16 protein-coding genes and 1 riboswitch are annotated in these 19,247 nt (G+C 40.5%); of the genes, 7 read left to right on the top strand and 9 right to left on the bottom strand.

Annotation, left to right across the window (positions count from 1 at the left end):
* Positions 1-19: 19 nt before the first annotated feature.
* Complete coding sequence (locus AC3ISE_RS19665) at positions 20-904, bottom strand: ABC transporter permease (protein ID WP_489222271.1); 885 nt, start codon at positions 902-904, stop codon at positions 20-22.
* Positions 901-1,833, bottom strand: coding sequence for an ABC transporter permease subunit (locus AC3ISE_RS19660; RefSeq protein ID WP_489222270.1), 933 nt, complete (start codon positions 1,831-1,833; stop codon positions 901-903). The genes AC3ISE_RS19665 and AC3ISE_RS19660 overlap by 4 nt, the downstream gene beginning before the upstream one ends.
* A 224-nt stretch (positions 1,834-2,057) precedes the next feature.
* Between AC3ISE_RS19660 and AC3ISE_RS19655 the strand changes: the two genes are divergently transcribed.
* The gene (locus AC3ISE_RS19655) at positions 2,058-3,389 is read left to right on the top strand and encodes an FAD-dependent oxidoreductase (RefSeq protein ID WP_489222269.1); all 1,332 of its coding nucleotides are present in this window, start codon (positions 2,058-2,060) and stop codon (positions 3,387-3,389) included.
* A 446-nt stretch (positions 3,390-3,835) separates the two neighbouring features.
* Here the strand turns inward: AC3ISE_RS19655 and thiC are convergent, their stop codons facing one another.
* Entirely contained in the window at positions 3,836-5,545 is a 1,710-nt protein-coding gene (gene thiC / locus AC3ISE_RS19650; protein ID WP_489222268.1) for a phosphomethylpyrimidine synthase ThiC, read from the bottom strand.
* 121 nt (positions 5,546-5,666) lie between these two features.
* Positions 5,667-5,776, bottom strand: a riboswitch (TPP riboswitch).
* Between the two features lie 309 nt (positions 5,777-6,085).
* On the opposite strand from thiC, the gene AC3ISE_RS19645 reads away from it, so the two are divergent.
* The 4 genes from AC3ISE_RS19645 to AC3ISE_RS19630 all read left to right on the top strand — a co-directional run bounded on the left by AC3ISE_RS19645 (position 6,086) and on the right by AC3ISE_RS19630 (position 11,787).
* Entirely contained in the window at positions 6,086-7,630 is a 1,545-nt protein-coding gene (locus tag AC3ISE_RS19645; RefSeq protein ID WP_489222267.1) for a spore germination protein, read from the top strand.
* On the top strand, positions 7,614-8,714 hold the full coding sequence (locus tag AC3ISE_RS19640) for a GerAB/ArcD/ProY family transporter (protein WP_489222266.1): 1,101 nt from the start codon (positions 7,614-7,616) through the stop codon (positions 8,712-8,714). Before AC3ISE_RS19645 ends, AC3ISE_RS19640 begins: the two co-directional genes overlap by 17 nt.
* Entirely contained in the window at positions 8,698-9,810 is a 1,113-nt protein-coding gene (locus AC3ISE_RS19635) for a Ger(x)C family spore germination protein (RefSeq protein ID WP_489222265.1), read from the top strand. Before AC3ISE_RS19640 ends, AC3ISE_RS19635 begins: the two co-directional genes overlap by 17 nt.
* A 132-nt stretch (positions 9,811-9,942) precedes the next feature.
* Positions 9,943-11,787 (top strand): PAS domain S-box protein, encoded by a 1,845-nt coding sequence (locus tag AC3ISE_RS19630; protein WP_489222264.1) that lies wholly within the window; start codon positions 9,943-9,945, stop codon positions 11,785-11,787.
* A gap of 444 nt (positions 11,788-12,231) precedes the next feature.
* Here AC3ISE_RS19630 and msrB read toward each other — a convergent pair whose 3' ends face one another.
* From msrB to AC3ISE_RS19615, 3 genes are all read right to left on the bottom strand, one after another.
* Positions 12,232-13,359 carry a peptide-methionine (R)-S-oxide reductase MsrB gene (gene msrB / locus AC3ISE_RS19625; protein ID WP_489222263.1) on the bottom strand — a complete coding sequence of 376 codons (1,128 nt, stop codon included), beginning with the start codon at positions 13,357-13,359 and terminating at the stop codon, positions 12,232-12,234.
* A 255-nt stretch (positions 13,360-13,614) separates the two neighbouring features.
* Positions 13,615-13,899: a hypothetical protein gene (locus AC3ISE_RS19620; protein ID WP_489222262.1), complete on the bottom strand. Its 285-nt coding sequence runs from the start codon at positions 13,897-13,899 to the stop codon at positions 13,615-13,617.
* 19 nt (positions 13,900-13,918) lie between these two features.
* Positions 13,919-14,605, bottom strand: a complete 687-nt coding sequence (locus AC3ISE_RS19615) for an HAD hydrolase-like protein (RefSeq protein ID WP_489222261.1) — start codon at positions 14,603-14,605, stop codon at positions 13,919-13,921.
* A 127-nt stretch (positions 14,606-14,732) separates the two neighbouring features.
* Between AC3ISE_RS19615 and fumC the strand changes: the two genes are divergently transcribed.
* On the top strand, positions 14,733-16,118 hold the full coding sequence (fumC, locus tag AC3ISE_RS19610; protein WP_489222260.1) for a class II fumarate hydratase: 1,386 nt from the start codon (positions 14,733-14,735) through the stop codon (positions 16,116-16,118).
* A 459-nt stretch (positions 16,119-16,577) separates the two neighbouring features.
* On the opposite strand, the gene AC3ISE_RS19605 is transcribed toward fumC, so the two are convergent.
* The 3 genes from AC3ISE_RS19605 to AC3ISE_RS19595 all read right to left on the bottom strand — a co-directional run bounded on the left by AC3ISE_RS19605 (position 16,578) and on the right by AC3ISE_RS19595 (position 18,442).
* Positions 16,578-16,985: an NUDIX hydrolase gene (locus AC3ISE_RS19605; protein ID WP_489222259.1), complete on the bottom strand. Its 408-nt coding sequence runs from the start codon at positions 16,983-16,985 to the stop codon at positions 16,578-16,580.
* Positions 16,986-17,193: 208 nt separating this feature from the next.
* The gene (locus tag AC3ISE_RS19600) at positions 17,194-17,502 is read right to left on the bottom strand and encodes a TIGR04104 family putative zinc finger protein (protein WP_489222258.1); all 309 of its coding nucleotides are present in this window, start codon (positions 17,500-17,502) and stop codon (positions 17,194-17,196) included.
* 118 nt (positions 17,503-17,620) lie between these two features.
* Positions 17,621-18,442 carry an SDR family oxidoreductase gene (locus tag AC3ISE_RS19595; RefSeq protein ID WP_489222257.1) on the bottom strand — a complete coding sequence of 274 codons (822 nt, stop codon included), beginning with the start codon at positions 18,440-18,442 and terminating at the stop codon, positions 17,621-17,623.
* A gap of 195 nt (positions 18,443-18,637) precedes the next feature.
* Between AC3ISE_RS19595 and AC3ISE_RS19590 the strand changes: the two genes are divergently transcribed.
* Positions 18,638-19,099, top strand: a complete 462-nt coding sequence (locus AC3ISE_RS19590; RefSeq protein WP_489222256.1) for an NUDIX domain-containing protein — start codon at positions 18,638-18,640, stop codon at positions 19,097-19,099.
* The last annotated feature ends 148 nt before the right edge of the window (positions 19,100-19,247 follow it).

Genomic DNA, 19,247 nt, shown 5'->3' with positions numbered 1-19,247 from the left:
TTTGCTTTTTTAAAACCGGTTATACACGGCTGAAATGCTGTCTAAGTCCTTCACCGATGAAGTTGAAGGTGAAAATCAGGAATGTCAGGGCAAGCGCCGGAAAAAATGGAATCCAGAAGCCTCTTAATATATCAGATCTAGCCATCCCAAGAAGAGTTGACCAATTCAGGCTTGTATTTTGCAGTTCACCGTATCCATAGTTCGTCTGAACAAAAACCTGTGTAACAAAGATAGATAGAATTCCGAGCTGTCCAAGTAAAAGGGCCACTTTTCCGAGGTCCATAAAAAATTGGACGATCAGCTCCGGCAATAAATTCGGAAGGTAATAGCGAGTGAAAAGACCTAATGGTTTATTGCCGACGGTCACTCCTGCTTCTACAAATTGAGAATGCGAAAGGCTGCTCATTGATTGCTGAAGGATAAACGCAACTTTGCCGACATCAATCAGCGAGAGAAAGAGAATGATCCAGATGACGCGATTAGGGCTGAAGGTAAACATGGGCATCGTAATAAAAAGAATGGCTGCAAAAATTAAGGGAAGACTTGCAGCAAAGCCGTTTAAGCCGTATATCAGCAGCCTGAACGGACTTTTTTTACTGGCGCCTAAAAATGCAAGCACAATGGCGGCAAGATAACGTATGACTGTAATGCTGAAAATAAGGAGCAGTGTATCTTTTGCTCCCATGATAATGAGGCTGATGATGTCTCTCCCGTCATCATCCGTTCCAAAAGGATGCTGCAGTGAGGGAGGGAAAGGCGCCCGTTCATAGGTCGTGCTGTTTATAAAAACCATTCTCTGTTCTTGGGTCCCTTCCTGCACATTTGGGAAAAGGGGACCAACCAGAGAAATCAATATAATGCCAGCAAGCATAATGGTTCCCAACAACAGTGTTTTATTTCTCATACCCCTCCCTCCCTTGGATCTATCATTCTTTTAATAAGTAAGCTCGTGATTTGAACAATAAGCACGAGCATCATGAAACAAGTGCCAAATGCAATAATGACGTTTGGCTCGATTGCTGTGTTCAAGCCAACACTTAAGGCAGGCATTACATTAAATGCTTCGAATAGACGGTATGCAGCCCCTTTGTAATCAAGCAGATATTCCACAATTAATAAATTGGAAAGAATATAGATCATCATGGAGCCGGCATGATTTAAGATTGGACCTGCACTGTTTTTAAGAACATGCTTAAATGTGATAACAGCTTGCGGCAAGCCTTTTGAATGGGCTACCGTAATATATTGCTTGCCTGACTGTTCCTGAAAGGATGCAGCAGTAATGCGGCTTATGTACAGGGCAGGATAAATGGACACCAGCAGAGCGGGATACAAAAAACTGTACCAGTTATCGTGTCCAAATAGGTCGACATAGTCCTTAAAATAGATGATGAGAACCCACTGCAGACAGAGAAACAGGAAGAAATCAGGAAAGGCCTGCAGCACCCATGTGAATCCTTTTCCAAAAATCATTCCGAGCGGACTAGGGTGCGCTGCATCATATACTCCTTTCAGGATTCCAAAAATTGAGCTCAGGAGGAAAGCAGTCATAATGATTTTTATGCTTCTTGAAAAATACAGTTTCATTTCTTCTTCTACGGGGCGTTCATATTTTGTCAGTCCAAGGCTTTTATCCTTATAAACGCCGCTGAAAAAAGATGTTATGTTTTCTTGATAAACAGACCATGAAAACTGATAGTCAAATATAACTGTCTGTGCTCTGCCCTCAGCTCGTATTTCAACATCTCTTGGGAAAAGAACGACTAGAATGAGAGATAGAACAATTAAGAGAAATAGTAGAATGTGCTTGCTGATTTCTATGGCAGATTTCATTTGAAAACCTCGATTTTTTTCAGAGTATTGTAAAAATTCTACCATGACGATTGGCTGATGAATAGATAGTAACAGGGAAAAAACATTATGTGAAAAACTTCACAATATCTCTTGCGTTTTTGAAAATAGGGGAATATAATATGAATTAAGCAACATATGTGAATAACTTCACAATATTATGTGAAAACATTCACAAATGATAATCTCAAGGAGGAACTACTTTTATGAAAATCGCAGTGATTGGATGTACACATGCTGGAACAGCAGCTGTTTCAAATATGACGAAGCTTTATCCGGAAGCAGAAATTACGGTTTATGAAAAAAATGATAATGTTTCATTCTTATCTTGCGGCATTGCGTTATATGTAGGAGGAGTTGTTCAGGACGCACAGGGCTTATTTTACTCTTCACCTCAGGAACTTGAGAATATGGGAGTAACGATGAAAATGAAACATGCCGTGACATCTATCGATTCAGAGGCGAAAACACTGACGGCTGAAAACCTTGAAACAGGTCAGGTCATTGAAGATACGTACGACAAATTAGTGATGACGACAGGATCTTGGCCGATTGTTCCTCCTTTAGAAGGAATTCAATTGAATAATATCGTCCTTTCAAAAAACTATACTCATGCAAATAATATCATTGAAAAAGCAAAGGATGCCCAGAAAATTACAGTCGTTGGGGCAGGCTATATTGGAATTGAGCTTGTAGAAGCGTTTGAATCTTACGGAAAAGAAGTTACTTTAATAGACAGTTCAGACCGTATTCTAAGCAAATATCTGGATCCAGAATATACAGAAGTCATTGAAAACGAATTTGAAAATCGCGGCATTACTCTTGCTTTGGGTGAGACAGTCAGCAAATTTGAAGGCGAAAATGGCCATGTTTCAAAAGTAGTGACAACAAAGGGCGCATACGAGACAGATTTAGTTGTGCTCTGCATTGGATTTAAACCGAATACGGGTTTGCTGCAAGGGCAGGTGGATATGCTGGATAATGGCGCTATCATCGTCAATGAGTATATGCAAACAAGCAATGAAGATATTTTTGCAGCAGGCGACAGCTGCGCGATTCTCTACAATCCAACTGGGAAGCATGCGTATATTCCACTGGCTACAAATGCCGTCCGCATGGGAACTTTAGCTGCAAAAAACTTAGTAAAGAAAACAATCAAATATATGGGAACTCAAGGTACATCAGGCATTAAGATTTATGAAAACAATATCGCTTCAACTGGAATGACAGAAACAGTCGCTTCTTTTATGGATATGAATGTGAAAAGTATCACAATCTTAGAGAATGATCGTCCTGAATTCATGCCATCTTACGAATCTGTCACTTTGAAGGTCGTTTATGAAGAAGAAACAAGAAGAATTGTGGGTGCACAAGTGATGTCAAAAGCGGATCTGACTCAATCAATCAATACGTTATCTGTCTGCATCCAAAATGGCATGACGATTGATGAGCTTGGCTTTGTCGACTTTTTCTTCCAGCCGCATTACAACAAGCCCTGGAACTTTTTGAACCAGGCAGGTTTGCAGGCAATACAGTAAGATATTATGAAGGGGCTATCCATAAAGTCATTTTTTCTGACTTATTGGACAGCCCCTTCTTTTGGGACCTTGCGCCATCAAAAATGGTAGCACTAAGGAGGCTGGCGCCAGTTTTAAGCTTTGAATCGTTAAAAATGGCAGCACTACTGGGATTGACGCCAGTTTTTAAGCTTTGAACCTTCAAAAGTAGTAGCACTAAGGAGAATGACGCCACTTTTTAAGCTTTGAACCGTCAAAAGTAGTAGCACTAAGGAGAATGGTGCCAGTTTTTAAGCTTTGAATCCTTAAAAGTGGTAGCACTACTGAGACTGATGCCAGTTTTTAAGCTTTGAACCGTCAAAAGTGGCGGTACTACTAGGACTGACACCATTAATTATTTTCACAGAAAAAAGCAGGCACAGGCCAGATAGCTGTAAACCGCTGCAGCATTCGCAGCATAACTCATCCTACTGATAAAGAGCCGAACCCTTTTCAACAAATTCTTTCGACTTTTGCTTCAGTCCTTCTTCCATTTCCTGTTCTTTTACCGTGTTTCTTAAATCGTGGGATATTCTCATCGAACAGAACTTAGGACCGCACATTGAGCAGAAATGAGCAGTTTTAGCTCCCTCAGCCGGCAGCGTTTCATCGTGATATTCTTTTGCCCGGTCAGGGTCAAGGGATAGATTAAATTGATCTTCCCACCGGAATTCAAATCTGGCTTTAGACAGGGCATCGTCTCTATACTGTGCATTTGGGTGTCCCTTGGCCAGGTCAGCGGCGTGAGCAGCAATCTTATAAGCAATGACTCCCTCGCGGACATCATCTTTATTAGGCAATCCCAAGTGCTCTTTCGGCGTCACATAGCATAGCATCGCCGTTCCGAACCAGCCGATCATCGCTGCACCTATAGCTGAAGTGATATGATCATACCCCGGTGCGATATCAGTTGTTAATGGTCCAAGTGTATAAAAAGGCGCCTCATGGCAAATTTCCTGCTGCTTTTCTACATTGTCCCGAATCATGTGCATCGGAACATGTCCAGGACCTTCGATCATCACCTGGACATCATGCTTCCATGCGATTTTCGTGAGCTCACCCAGGGTTTCTAGTTCTGCAAATTGGGCTTCATCATTTGCATCTGCAATCGATCCGGGACGCAGGCCATCACCTAAGGAAATGGAAATATCATATTGCTTTAAGATCTCGCAAATCTCCTCAAAGTGGGTATATAGAAAGTTTTCTTCGTGATGGGCTAAACACCAGCCAGCGAGAATGGATCCTCCTCGTGATACAATTCCGGTTGTTCTTTTAATGGTTAAAGGAATGTACCGCAGCAATACACCAGCATGAATAGTAAAATAATCGACCCCTTGTTCTGCCTGTTCGATTAAGGTATCTCTATAAACTTCCCAGGTCAAATCCTCAGCAATGCCATTCACTTTTTCAAGCGCCTGATAGATGGGAACTGTGCCAACAGGTACTGGAGAATTTCTGATGATCCATTCTCTGGTGGTGTGAATATCTTTGCCAGTCGATAAATCCATGATGGTATCAGCCCCCCATTTAATCGCCCATGTCATTTTTTCCACTTCTTCTTCAATGGATGAAGTGACGGCTGAGTTGCCTATATTGGCATTGATTTTGACATGGAAATGTTTGCCGATGATCATCGGCTCACTTTCTCTATGGTTGATGTTTGCCGGAATGATGGCTCTGCCGGCCGCGACTTCACTTCTAATGAATTCATGGTCCATGTTTTCACGAATGGCTATGTACTCCATCTCCGGTGTAATGATCCCTTTTCTGGCGTAATGAAGCTGAGTGACATTAGCATTCTTTTTTGCCCGGAGTACGTTTCTGTCACCAGTAAAGACGTTTCCATGTGGAGTGACATTCTCTTGGCGGCCGTTATCCTCAGGCTTTACGCTGCGCCCTGAATATACTTCAACATCCCCCCGATCAAAAATCCAGCTTCTTCTTACTTCAGGCAATCCTTTTTTAATATTAATGGCAGCTGCTGAATCTGTGTATGGACCGCTCGTATCATAAACAAGCACAGGCTCATGATTTTGCGCGAGTTCAATTTCCCTAAAAGGAACACAAATGTCCTCTCTTGATCCTGTTTTGTACCTCTTTTTGCTGCCCTCAAACGGTTTAGTAAATGCGAAATCCAATCTTAACTCCTCCTCATATCGTTTAGTAGAGTTTTGATCTGCACCCGCGAAAGAATAGAAAAAGGGTTCTGTTAATGAACAGAACCCTTGGAACAGTATGTGTAAAAAGCCAAAAAGAACGGCCTACGCCACACCGCTTCCCTACGCTGGTATCATCCAGATCAGGTTCAAAGGGTCAAAGACTCTCGTTCTTTTCTCAGTCCAGCATCATGGACTCCCCCAGCAGAATGAATAAAATATTCATTTGTTAGCAATATAGCAGGAAAAGCAGCAGGCTGCAAGTGATTATTTTCACAATTAAAAATGTTGAAAATAATCCAGGTACAAGGTTGTGGTTCCTTGTACCTGATTACAGACTGAGATAAGAAAGTATAAAAATTTGCGCTTCGATGGCGAGCGGAATCGCTCAGGCTCCTCGGACCCTTATCTGACATGCCAGCGCCAAACGGGCGCTTGCGCTTTTCTTTCTAAAATATTCGGATGCATACTTTTACCAACATACTAAGAAACTAATAAAGATTCTAGTGGAGGGGTGAGTCTATGTTTTCTTTATTCAAGAAAAAAAAACAATCAAAGCAAACGCCACAGCAGCCTATGAATACGGCACCTCCCAAAGATACCAACATACCTGTTTCTTCCCATTTTAATGTGAATATCGCAAAAATCCTGACTCACCTGGATCATACGGATGATTTAGGCCAAAGAAAGGTTATGTTCAAAGGGAAGCAAGGGTTATTGCTTTATTTTGTGCCGCTTATGATGTCTGAAAAAATCAATCAGGATATTTTAGGACCCTTGCAGCAAGCAGAGTCGGGAGAGGTTGAGGATGTTGTTGCAATTGCCTCGATTTTGAAAACGAAGGATATTCATGAAGCCATTCATTTTCTTTGTAAGGGTGCATGTTTATTTCTGATAGAAGATTTGGATTGCATTTATGCCATTGATTCTGCGCTCAATAAGGCAAGATCTGTTGAACAGCCTCAAAATGAAAAGGTTGTCCGCGGATCTCATGAAGGTTTTACGGAGAATATGGATATAAATCTCAACTTAATCAGACAAAGAATATTAGATGGAAGTCTAGTTGTGAAATACTTGGAGATTGGAAACATATCAAGAACAAGGGTAGCGGTTCTTTATATAAACCATCTAACAAACAAAGAATTAATTGAGAAAGTTCTCACGAGATTAAAGTCTATAAAAATTGATGCTGTTGATACACCCGGAATTATAGAAGAATCGATTGAGGATTCACCATATTCTCTGTTTCCGCAAATTTTAAGTACTGAGCGTCCGGATAAGGTTGTATCTAATCTATTTGAAGGAAGAGTAGCCATATTGCCGACGGGAAGCTCATCTGCCCTGATTGCACCTGTTAATTTTTTTGCATTCTTCCAAGCAACTGAAGACTACAACAGCCGCTGGATTTTCGGATCCTTTTATCGTTTTATTAGAATAATAAGCTTCTTTATTGCCATAAGCTTGCCGGCTTTGTATATAGCAACCATTTCATACCACTATGAACTCATTCCGAATGATTTGATTCTGACTGTTAAAAGTTCTCTTGAGAATGTGCCTCTTCCTCCTATAGCTGAAGCACTCCTGATGGTCATCATTTTGGAACTGCTGCGCGAAGCGGCATTGCGTCTGCCGACGTCGATTTCGCAAACCATTGGTGTAGTTGGCGGTTTAGTCATCGGGACAGCCATTGTAGAAGCAAATTTAGTTTCTAATATGATGATTATTGTGATTGCTTTGACCGCTATCGCTTCCTTTGTTGTCCCTTCAAATGAGATGAGCACAGCACTGCGGCTTGTGAGCTTCCCAATGATGTTTGGTGCAGCGATATTCGGCTATCTGGGAATTGTTTTTATATTCGTTATCATTCTCATGCACCTCACACTGCTGGAATCGTTTGGTACACCTTACTTTTATCCGCTTGCTCCGATGCAGTTTGGAAACATTAAAGATTCTGTGCTGAGAATGCATCATTGGTATATGAATGATCGTCCGAGAGAAACATCTCCTCAAAAGATCAGAAGACAAAATTCGTTAAGGAATTGGTCGAAGCATGAAAACGAATCATAATATCACGCACAAACAGATGTTTTTCCTTGTCCTTCAAACTCAGATCGGCATCGGAGTCTTGTCGCTGCCTTATAATATCTTTCTTGTGTCGGGTACGGATGGGTGGATATCAGTGATTATTGCAGGTGTATTTGCCCAGCTATTCACCATTTTATTTTGGCTGCTGGTTAAAAAATATCCGGATAAGTCATTGTTTGACATCAATAAACTGCTGCTTGGCAAAATATTAGGGAATTTGGTTAATTTGGGCTACGTCCTGTTTTATATTTTCGTTTCAAGCTTAATCGCTGTATTGTATGTAAATGTATTAAAGAGATGGATTTATCATGAAACTCCGGCATGGGTTTTAATCTTGCTCCTTGCTTCAGTTTCAGTCTATTTTGCAAAAGAGAATATCCGCAAAATGGCACGGTTTTTCGTGATTGTCTCATTTTTGCTGATTTTTCTTTTTTTGCTCACGCTCAATGCTTACCAAACAGCTGATATCCGCTATATTTTTCCTATCGGAGACAGCGGATTGGTTAAAATATTACTGGGAAGCAAAGAAGCAATTATGTCCTTTCTTGGCTTTGAAATCATGCTGTTTCTTTATCCATATATAAACAGTCAGCCGAATCAGGTATTGAAATCTGTTACGGTGAGCAATATCATTGTGACCATTTTTTATTCGTACATTACATTTACCAGTTATGTGTTTTTTAGTCCAAAAGAGATGAAGATTGTACCTGAACCAACTCTTTATTTGCTCAAGGCCATTACCTATTCTGTTATTGAAAGGGTGGATCTTGTTTTCCTTGCTATTTGGGTCGTTTCTGTTATTACGTCGGGTCTGATGTACATATATATTGCAAGCACAGCCATGCAGAATGTGTTTAATAAGAAAAATCATCGTTCTTTTGTTCCGTTAATCGTCTTAGCAGTATCCTTACTTGCTTTATCTCCGGCTGAAAGTGATCAGCTGGCAGGAAAACTCGGTGATTATGTAGATAAACTCTCCTATATATTTGTGTTTACTATCCCAATTTGTTTGCTGATACTATCCTTTTTCAGAAAGGGGAAGAAAAAGCATGATCAGACCTTTTAAGCGGATAATCCCGGCGCTTCTGTTGCTGCCGTTGTTTACGGGGTGCTGGGATCAAAAAATGCTGAAAAACACGGTTTTCATGTCAGCTACTGCCTTTCAAATCACGAATGATGATGAAATTTTAACGACTACGTCTATTCACTCCTATACGTCTAAAGAACAGCAGCCCATCAATAAAACATTTTTTGTAACAGCAACCTCGCCAAGAAATGCAAAAATAAAGCTCAATCAGCAAATGTCCGGAACGGTGATGACCGCTAAAAATAAAATTTTTTTAATAGAGGATGATCTCGCTGAAAAGGGGTTGTTTCAAATAGCGGATGTCCTCTATCGTACTCCTGAAAACCCTCTGAATGGGAAATTTGTCGTTGTTGAGGAAAATCCTCAGGAAATTCTTAATCTGCAAAAGGTCGGCGAGGAATTGATTGGACAATATTTAGCAGGGCTTATTGATACTTCCGAAACGTCTTCTGTCGTACCTGTTGAAACCATTCAAACCATGTGCACGGTTTTATTCGATGAAGGAAAAGGTCTCGTTCTTCCATATATGAAGATTGATAAAGAAAATCATACAGCCGATTTAATCGGAACGGCCCTTTTTCACAAAGATAAATTTTCTGGTACGACAATGGATTTGGCACAATCAAAAACGCTTTTAATCATGGCAAATCGAAAAGATAAACAGATGGATATGAGCCATAAGATCACATATAAGGGGAAAAAGCTTGTTGTTTCCTATGATGTAGCAGAGTCCAAAGCAAAATTGGAAATTAAAAAGGATTATAATCATAAAGTGAAAGCTGTCATTCCTGTAAAAGTGAAAGTAGAAATCACTGAATTCCCGCATGACCATTTATATGACACAAAACTATTAAAGAAAGTCCAAAATAAAATTACTGATTATCTTCAGCAGCAATCAGAGGATACAGCTGCAAAGCTTCAGGAAGCCAATTGCGATTTTCTTGGGATAGGGAGAGAACTCATCGCTTATCATCCTTCTCTTTGGAAGGAGTTAAAATGGGAAGAGGACTACCCGAATATTCTCATTAAGCCCGAGATCAGTGTTGAAATTATTCATCATGGCATTACACATTAGCAATGGATTTTAGCCAGTATCCGCTTTAGGATGCTGGCTTTATTAAATACAGCTTTTTTTATAAAAGTTCAGTAATGGCAGAAAATTTGATATATTATGGGTATGAATGTACTTGGAGGAGGATGGACCGCAATGAAGAATCTGGAACAGGCTCATGAAGAGAAAGTCCTTTCTCAGGAAAAACTGGATGGATTAATGGAAGTTTATCTAAATCAGCTTGAAAACTCTCCAACCGCATTTTTAATTCACGAAAACCGAAAGTGGACATATATAAATCCTTCTGCAATGAGGCTGCTTGGGTTCACACGCAAGGAGGATCTGATAGGAAAACCGATCTGGAATTCCATTGATCCGCAATATAGAGAAATGATCGAGCAGCGGATTACTGATACTAAAAATGGTTTCACGCCAACCTCAATGGAACAGATCTGGTATACCAAAAAAGATTTGCCGATAAACGTGGAAGTGACGACACTCCCAAACGTATGGGGAGACATGCAGTCCACCCAGGTGATTATCAGAGACGTCACTAATAAGAAAAAGCTTGAAAAAGAGCACGAGGAAACGATAAAAAAGTTCCGGCTGATTACGGAGAACATGCGTGATATCGTTGGGCTTCTTGATGAAAATGGACTGTTTACCTATGTTTCTCCTTCTTACAAAGAAGTGCTTGGGTATGACATGTCAGAAGCAGTAGGATATAGCCCTTTTCAATTTGTTCATCCGGAGGACAGAGAACAGATTGCAGACCAATTTTACAAAATGCTGAAAGAAAATAGACAGCTGACGGTTGAGTATCGTTACTTATGCAAGGACAATACTTATATATGGCTTGAATCGCACGGAGTTCCTGTCACTGAAAATGAAACGTTAAAACATGCAATTGTCATTTCCAGAAACATTACGCAGCGGAAGCAAACAGAAGAAAAGCTGAGAAAAAGCGAAAGCAAATACCGGATCATTTTAGAGCACAGCAACGACTTAATTTGTGTAGTTGATTTAAAAGGAAATTATAAATATGCATCACCATCTTACAAAAAAATTCTGGGATATGAGCCTGAGAGTATGATAGGGCAAAACGTTTTCAACTATATTCTTGAAGAAGATCAAGAAAAAGCAGAAGAAATCATGAGCACCCTTTTTGCTACGAAAGAACCTGTCACAATCCCTTATCACAAAATCAGCCATACAGGACAGGCTGTTTTGTTTGAGGGCAAAGGGATGGCTGTTTTAAATCAGCACGGGGAGCCAGAGAGCATTGTGTTTATTTCGAGGGACATAACTGAAAAAAGAAAAGTCGAGGATTATATCCGCAACTATGAAAAGCTTACGGTATTAGGTGAACTCGCAGCAGGTGTTGCCCATGAAATCAGGAATCCGCTTACATCCATAAAGGGCTTTTTTAAGCTGCTGACAGAAGAAGACAGTCACGGGAAAGATAAAAAATATCAGAATGTCATTATGGATGAATTAAGCAGAATTGAGCAGATTGTCAATGAATTCATGGCACTGGCAAGGCCGCAGGCGATTCATCTGAAAGAAAGCACAAATATCGTTCAGCTTCTTAAAGATACAATGATTCTGCTGAATCCGGAGGCATCCCTCAAAAATGTGGACATCGATCTTCAGATTGACTCAGATGCCGCACAGATAGAATGTGAAAAAAATCAAATTAAACAAGTTTTCATTAATGTCATGAAAAATGCAATCGAAGCTATGCCAGATGGCGGCCGCCTCAAAATAAGAGGAGAAAGCAAAGAAGGTTTCTATTATCAGCTGACGTTTGAAGATAATGGGACAGGTATTGATGAAAAACGTCTAGAAAAGCTCGGAACACCTTTCTTTACTACAAAAGAAAAAGGCATCGGCCTCGGTCTTACAATCAGCAACAAAATCATTACCGAGCATAACGGGGAATTCAAAATGGAAAGTGAACTGGGTAAAGGTACAAAGGTGATCATTAGATTGAAGAACTAGCTGAAGGTTCTTGTAGAATGTGCGAGATAAATTCCCCCAACTAGCGAGCTCAAAAGAATAGATAACCCAAAAGAGGCTGGGACAAAAGGTTTCCAGCCAAAGAAAAATCCGAACTATTATGTGAAATTCCAACTTGAATTTCGTTTTAGTTCGGATTTTTTTCTTTGGCTCTTTTCATAAATATTCTTGCTGCAGGCTAAATGATAAAACCTTAAGTGGATTGCAGCGGAAGGAACTTGACTCCTGCGGGAAATAGAGCAAAGTGGGAGACCCCACAGGCAACGCCGAGGAGGCTCCCATGCTCCCCGCGGAAAGCAAGTTCCTGGAGCGGAAAGGAACGGACATTATTTATCATGAAAAACAACAATCTATGCGAAAATAACCTTTTCACACTATTCAATGTTCAGCTTTAATTCAGGAGATGATCGTTACGTCCCAGTCTCTTTATTTCTTAAATAATGATGCAAATTCTCCGTATCCTTCTTTATCTAAGTCCTTAGCAGGCACAAAGCGCATCGCAGCTGAATTCATGCAGTATCTGAGTCCGGTCGGTTCAGGTCCGTCATCGAATACGTGACCTAAGTGGGAATCTGCGTGTTTGCTTCTTACTTCAGTGCGGACTGTAAAGAAGCTTCGGTCTTCTTTTTCAACGATATTTTCTTCCACAAGCGGTTTCGTAAAACTCGGCCAGCCTGTGCCTGAATCATATTTATCAAGAGAGCTGAAAAGCGGTTCGCCTGAAACAATGTCTACATAGATGCCATCATCTTTTAAGTCCCAGTATGCATTGTCATAAGCTTTTTCGGTGCCGTCCTCCTGAGTGACCTCATACTGTATGTCAGTCAGTTCTTTTTTCAACTCTTCTTTTGAACGCTTGGGATAGGCTTTATCAGATGCCTGTTCTTTTTTCAGTTCATCGCCCCACGTTTTTTCTAAAAACTGATCCCGTCCTGAATTATTCCGGTAATATTCATATCGGACCGGGTGCTTTTTGTAATAATCCTGATGATAGTCCTCTGCCATGTAGAATGTTGAGGCAGGCAGGATTGGCGTGACAATCTTTTGATTGAAGCGTCCGGATTGATCCAGTTTTTCTTTAGAGGCCTGTGCCGCCAGTTTCTGATCTTCATTATGAAAAAAAATCGCTGTGGCATATTGCTTGCCCCGATCGACAAATTGCCCCTCAGAATCGGTTGGGTCCACTTGCTTCCAATAAACATCCAGCAGTTCTGCGTAGGACACCACAGCAGGATCATATACGACCTGAACAGACTCAACATGGCCGGTTTTTCCTGAAGAAACGTCATTGTATGAGGGGTTTTCTTCGGTGCCTCCCGTATATCCTGAGACAACTTCCTGAACTCCGTCAAGCTTCTCAAATGGCGGCTCCATGCACCAAAAACAGCCGCCTGCAAATGTCGCTGCTTCTAAATTTTCTTCTTCATAATTGGCTTGAACAGCAGTGCTGCCTGATGATCTTGTAAATAAAGCTTCTCCGCCTTTGACCACCACAAAGACAAGACTAGGAATCAGCACGATTGACATGATTATTTTCACATTCCGTTTTTTCATATCATCCCATCCTTTACCTTTATAGAAAGGTAACGATATTTTCTCGCTGAAAAGATCACTTCTTATCAATAATTTTATTAATAAAATCGTAAATGATTTTTGGGAAGATGAATAGTTTTAATGCTCCTCATGATCCACTAAAAAAATGGCGCATAAACGATTGCGTTTATGCGCCAATTCACTAAATACTGAGGATATATCGTATGCTTGTATATGTTTCAGTTTCTTTTTGTATTTTTATCATCTTATCAACCCTCAAGCATGACTTTTAACTCTGCGGGAATAAAAGCTGATAACGAAAGCAATCATGGCAAGAGCAGCACCTGCCGTAACGAGCATGCCGTCAGGACTGTGATGGCTGCCTGTCAGCTTCCACAATTTATAGGGAATTACCGAAATGGCAATCAGAATTAAAAATCCTAAATATAGTTTAAGAATGTTTTCGTTCTTGTCTTTACTTGAACCCTTCAATTTTGCAAGCGAGTCTAAAACAAAAATTAAGAGCAGCAATGCTGCAGTCAGTACGAAGAAATCTCCCATTCTATCACCTCATTAATAGTTAAACAAACGTTTGATTAAGCTGTGTATTTCCTTGCTGAAGCAAGGTTTTCTTCAGTGCGCTCACTGATGGTGCAAGAAAATCCGCTGATGCTGAGCTCAGTTCTTTCTTTGAACCATACCCATATAAAACCCCAATTGAAGCAATGTTATTTTCCTTCGCTCCAATAATATCGTGCTTACGGTCACCTATCATAATGATTTCTAATTTGGATATATCAGGATAATGCTTTACAACCTCTGCGATGATGTCTGACTTGGAAGTAAGTGAGCCATCAAGATTGCTTCCGGCTATTTGCTCAAAATAGGCATCCATTTTGAAATGCTTAAGAATTTTTTCTGCAAAGATAGTTGGTTTTGAAGTAGCAGCAGCAAGCCGTATATTTTCACGTTGCAAGTCTTCAAGGAGACTGATAATTCCTGGATAAACCTCATTTTCATACATCCCTTTTTCCGTAAAGTACTCCCGGTAAAAGCTGATGGCCTGCTCAGTGTCAGCATGATCGAAATCTAAATGCTTTTGAAACGACACCTGAAGCGGCGGTCCAATGAAGTCTTTTAAAACAGCGGCTGGCGGCATTTTTACATTCATTGCATTCAATGCGTACTTAATAGAATGAATAATTCCTGTCCCGGGATCTGTGAGAGTTCCGTCCAAATCGAACATAGCGAGCTTAAAAGAATTCATTTTATTTCCTCCGCCGTTTTTCTATATTTTATCAAAAAAGCGGCGGGAGAATAGGTGTGTTAAAAAGGTTTATATGAACTTTTCTTGAATTAAAAAGGTAAGGATAAAAAATATGGAGGCGGAGAAAATGGAATTTCGAATTGAAAAAGATACGATGGGTGAGATTAAAGTTCCTGCAGATAAGTATTGGGGAGCTCAGACACAGCGGAGCAAAGAAAACTTTAAAATTGGATCAGAAAGAATGCCTCAGGAGCTGATTGACGCATTTGCCATTTTAAAAAGAAGCGCAGCTAAAGTGAATGGCAGATTAGGAAAACTAAGCACAGAAAAAGAAAATGCGATTGTGAAAGTATGCGATGACATTCTCAGCCGAAAACTCGATGGTCACTTTCCTTTAGTTGTATGGCAGACAGGAAGCGGAACGCAGAGCAATATGAATATAAACGAAGTGATTGCAAACAGAGGAAACACACTGTTAAGAGAATCGGATCAGCTCATTCATCCAAATGATGATGTCAACATGGGACAAAGCTCGAACGACACATTTCCTACTGCGATGCATATATCAGGAGTGCTCTCTATTTTTGATTTATTAATTCCGGCCATTGATAAGCTTTATTTAACGCTTGTGAACAAATCTAAAGAAAACGAAGATGTTGTCAAAATCGGCAGAACACATCTTCAGGATGCTACTCCTCTTACATTGGGTCAGGAAATAAGCGGCTGGGTGCATATGCTGCAAAAGTCGAAAGATATGATTCTCTTATCCGTTGAAAAGATGCGCGATCTTGCCATCGGAGGTACAGCGGTTGGGACAGGCATCAATGCCCACCCTGATTTTGGGAGACTAGCAGCTGAAGAAATCAGCCTGTATACAGCCACCAAATTCCGCACGTCTGAAAATAAGTTTCACGCCCTGACAAGTCATGATGAAATCGTCTTTGTTCATGGGGCTTTAAAAGGTCTTGCAGCAGATTTAATGAAGATTGCCAATGATGTAAGATGGCTCGCAAGCGGTCCAAGATGCGGAATCGGCGAAATTACTATACCTGAAAATGAACCGGGAAGCTCCATTATGCCCGGAAAAGTGAACCCAACTCAAAGTGAAGCCATTACGATGGTGGCAGCACAAGTAATGGGCAACGATGCAACGATTGGATTTGCAGCTAGTCAGGGCAACTTTGAACTGAATGTGTTCAAGCCCGTTATTATGTATAATTTCCTGCAATCAGTGAGACTGCTTGCGGATTCGATTCATTCCTTCAATGACCATTGTGCGATTGGCATCAAGCCAAATCTGGATGTTATTGATAAATATTTAAATGAATCTTTAATGCTTGTAACAGCTTTGAACCCTCATATTGGCTATGCAAATGCTGCGAAAATAGCGAAAGAAGCACATAAAGATGGAAGCACGCTGAAGGAAGCTGCGCTAAAGCTTCAGCTGCTGACGGAAGAGGAATTTGATGAGTATGTGAATCCGCTTGATATGATTGGACCGCGGGGGGAATAGTCCCTCAACTGAAGCATCCTCTTTTTTAGCATCATTGCAGTTTTTAAGAATTCTATGATAAGAAAAGGGCTGTCCAGAAAGTCTGTTTTCGCATAATTATTGTTTTGGAATATTAATTGTTGTCCGTTCCTTGCAGCGAGAGGAACTTGCTTTCCGCGGGGAGCATGGGAGCCTCCTCGGCGTTGCCTGTGGGGTCTCCCAATTTGCTCTATTTCCCGCAGGAGTCAAGTTTATCCGCCACAATCCACTAATAGTTTGTAACATGGAGTCTAAAAATAACAAAGTTATGAAAAGACCCTATAGAAAAAAGCAGAAAGGAAATAACATTAGTTATTCCTGCCTGCTTCATTTTAGATACTTATTGGACAATCCCTTTTATAAGCTGCAATCATTTTAATATTGATAATTAGGAACTCAAACTAAATTATATTGGTCCTTCATTCTAAAGACGAAACTACTTTAATTCCATATAGTTGATTTTTCTTTTAAAAGGTGACTTTCGAACAATTGTTTAGTAATTTCCAAAAGTTCCTTCGGAAAATCAGCTGAGTCAAAGCTGTTAATAAATTGTATTCCCTTTATTTTATCTAATTCATTCATTGAAGGAATACCACTAACGGAATCTGCAAAATAAAAGTGTCCACGCCATTGCATACCCTCAAAGCGAAAATTACCTTGAAATATCTCTGTAAGATTATGAATGTGTAAGCCTATTTCTTCTCTAACTTCTCGTTTAGCACATTCTAAAGGTGTTTCTCCTATTTCCTTTTTACCGCCTGGAAAATTCCAAATGTTCGCCCTGTCTTGAACAACCAGAATATTATTGTTATTATCTTTTATCAGTATACGAGAAAAAACTTTTTGCACTATACCATTCCCCCTTTTCCTCTTCTAAACTTTCTTTTTAAACTTTAACACGAAATTTCAGACAGAGGATTTGGGTGGGTAGATTGCACCCCAATCTTTCATCGCTGAGAAGGTCAATTCTTATGCGAATTGACCTTCTCATTGTCTTGTTATATTTAATTTTGCACTCGGGAACCGAACCAGTAAATAAAAGAGCCCGCTCTTTTATTTACCACAATGGTTTATCTTCTTCTATGTATTCATAGTAGTAAGGCGATAGCAGGACAGAGAGAATTCCTGCGAGAATAATAGCTGTTATTCTTACTGCTGCATCAGCACCAATCATAGAACTGATAAAACTCGCAGCAACGATTGGGATGGCGATTAAGAGTGTTCCCTTGGTTCTGGATTTAGGGGTTGGATACAAATTTGTACCGCACTTTGGACATTTTAGAATTCTGGTGAATTTCAGCGAGGTAAGAAGTGTTTCTTTCCATGTGAATTGATATTGGCATGATGTGCATGTCGGCAGTTTCAAGGCGGGACCTCCTGGGTGAATTAGTGTCAAGTAACTATATTGTAGCATTGATGGAAATTAGAGAGAATATGAGCGGGTAAAAAGGTACTCCCAAAAACAGGAGTACCCCAGATAACCATTATTCCGTTTCTTTTTTCCATTTTTCTTCGATCAGCATTTTTCCCGGCCACGTGTAGGCCATAATTCCGCCGTCTGCTGTAATATCTTCTCCCGTCACATAAGAGCTGTCGTCAGATGCAAGGAAGAGAGCCACAGTCGCCATTTCTTTTGGACTTCCTAATCTGCCAAGCGGTGTTATCCACTTATTCGCGTCCCTGAATTTCTGTCCCATTTCTTCTTCTTTGCTGCCGGCAAGTGTATCAATCAAAGGTGTTTCGATTGTGCCTGGGGATAGAGAATTCACCCGAATTCCATTCCTGGCATAGTCAATGGCCATCGCTCTAGTGAAGTTTGTGATGCCGCCTTTTGCAGCGTTGTAGCCTGAACGGTCAAGATCTGCTGCACGCCCGGACATTGAGGACGTATTAATGATAGAGCCGCCATTTTCAAGCATAAGCGGAATCAAATATTTGCTGCACAGAAAGGTTCCGCGCAAATCTACAGCAATGATCCGGTCAAACAGTTCAACAGGATATTCATGGACTTTTCCGCCCTGCTGATCGACTCCCGCATTGTTGAAGAGGATATCAATCTTTCCGTATGCCTGCTTTATTTTTTCTGCAAAAGAGACAACACTCTCTTCTTCAGCAACATCCAGATAATAAGCTTCCGCCTGTCCTCCAATTGAGCGGATGGCTTCGACCGTCTCGTGCAGCTCATCTTCCTTAATATCTGCACAAATCACAGTTGCTCCCTCATTTGCGAAAACCTCTGCAGTCGCAGCGCCAATTCCTGTTGCTGCTCCTGTTATAACCGCCAGTTTATCCTTTAATCTTCCCATAAGGAAAACCTCCTTTTACTTATCTGATATTCATTTTCCCTGTATGTGAAGCAGTAAACATAAGGTATGTTTTTAGAAAATTGTGCGACTCTTGTCATATCCCGTTAATTGAAACTTTGTACAAAAAATGACAAGTACCTTTAAAATTCCAATATAATAGGGGAGGATGAAATTTCACTCAAAAGGAGATCACATATGGTACGTACAGCATCAAAAGCCATTATTATTACTGACAGCAAGATTTTAGTCATTAAGAAAGAAGATGAGATCGGACCATTCTATATTTTGCCGGGCGGCGGACAGGAGCATGGCGAGAACCTTCATGAAAATTTGAAAAGAGAGTGTATGGAGGAGATTGGGGTTGAAGTGGAAATTGATGACCTGATTTTTGTTCGGGATTATGTCGGGGGGAATCATGGGTTTGATTGGGATAAAGGATTTCATCAATTGGATCTGATGTTTCTATGCCGCATTAAAGAAGGACAGCCAGCACCGGCCGCGGGTGTCATTCCCGATGAAGGCCAAATTGGTGTTGAATGGCTGCCTGTAAAAAACCTTACCGATTATCGGCTTTATCCGATGTCGATGCTGACTTCCATTATGGAACTTGAATCTGGGAAGAAGCCGAAAAAGATATATTTGGGAGATGTTAATTAAGATGGCATTGAAAGAGCAGCATGAAAGCTGTTCTTTTATGTTATTGGGATGGCTGCACGGAAATCATATAAAGAGGCTGGGACATAAGGTTTTCAGACAAAAACAATCCGAACTATTATGTGAAATTCCAACTTGAATTTCGTTTTAG

Source organism: Metabacillus sp. KH_069 (assembly GCF_057838075.1).
This window is presented reverse-complemented; position numbering and strand designations above follow the sequence as displayed.

What these genes read in the sequence shown, in the direction of transcription:
- AC3ISE_RS19665 (WP_489222271.1), bottom strand. Translation starts at nt 904, where the DNA reads ATGAGAAATAAAACACTGTTGTTGGGAACCATTATGCTTGCTGGCATT.
- AC3ISE_RS19660 (WP_489222270.1), bottom strand. Translation starts at nt 1,833, where the DNA reads ATGAAATCTGCCATAGAAATCAGCAAGCACATTCTACTATTTCTCTTA.
- AC3ISE_RS19655 (WP_489222269.1), top strand. Translation starts at nt 2,058, where the DNA reads ATGAAAATCGCAGTGATTGGATGTACACATGCTGGAACAGCAGCTGTT.
- AC3ISE_RS19645 (WP_489222267.1), top strand. Translation starts at nt 6,086, where the DNA reads ATGTTTTCTTTATTCAAGAAAAAAAAACAATCAAAGCAAACGCCACAG.
- AC3ISE_RS19640 (WP_489222266.1), top strand. Translation starts at nt 7,614, where the DNA reads ATGAAAACGAATCATAATATCACGCACAAACAGATGTTTTTCCTTGTC.
- AC3ISE_RS19635 (WP_489222265.1), top strand. Translation starts at nt 8,698, where the DNA reads ATGATCAGACCTTTTAAGCGGATAATCCCGGCGCTTCTGTTGCTGCCG.
- AC3ISE_RS19630 (WP_489222264.1), top strand. Translation starts at nt 9,943, where the DNA reads ATGAAGAATCTGGAACAGGCTCATGAAGAGAAAGTCCTTTCTCAGGAA.
- msrB (WP_489222263.1), bottom strand. Translation starts at nt 13,359, where the DNA reads ATGAAAAAACGGAATGTGAAAATAATCATGTCAATCGTGCTGATTCCT.
- AC3ISE_RS19620 (WP_489222262.1), bottom strand. Translation starts at nt 13,899, where the DNA reads ATGGGAGATTTCTTCGTACTGACTGCAGCATTGCTGCTCTTAATTTTT.
- AC3ISE_RS19615 (WP_489222261.1), bottom strand. Translation starts at nt 14,605, where the DNA reads ATGAATTCTTTTAAGCTCGCTATGTTCGATTTGGACGGAACTCTCACA.
- fumC (WP_489222260.1), top strand. Translation starts at nt 14,733, where the DNA reads ATGGAATTTCGAATTGAAAAAGATACGATGGGTGAGATTAAAGTTCCT.
- AC3ISE_RS19595 (WP_489222257.1), bottom strand. Translation starts at nt 18,442, where the DNA reads ATGGGAAGATTAAAGGATAAACTGGCGGTTATAACAGGAGCAGCAACA.
- AC3ISE_RS19590 (WP_489222256.1), top strand. Translation starts at nt 18,638, where the DNA reads ATGGTACGTACAGCATCAAAAGCCATTATTATTACTGACAGCAAGATT.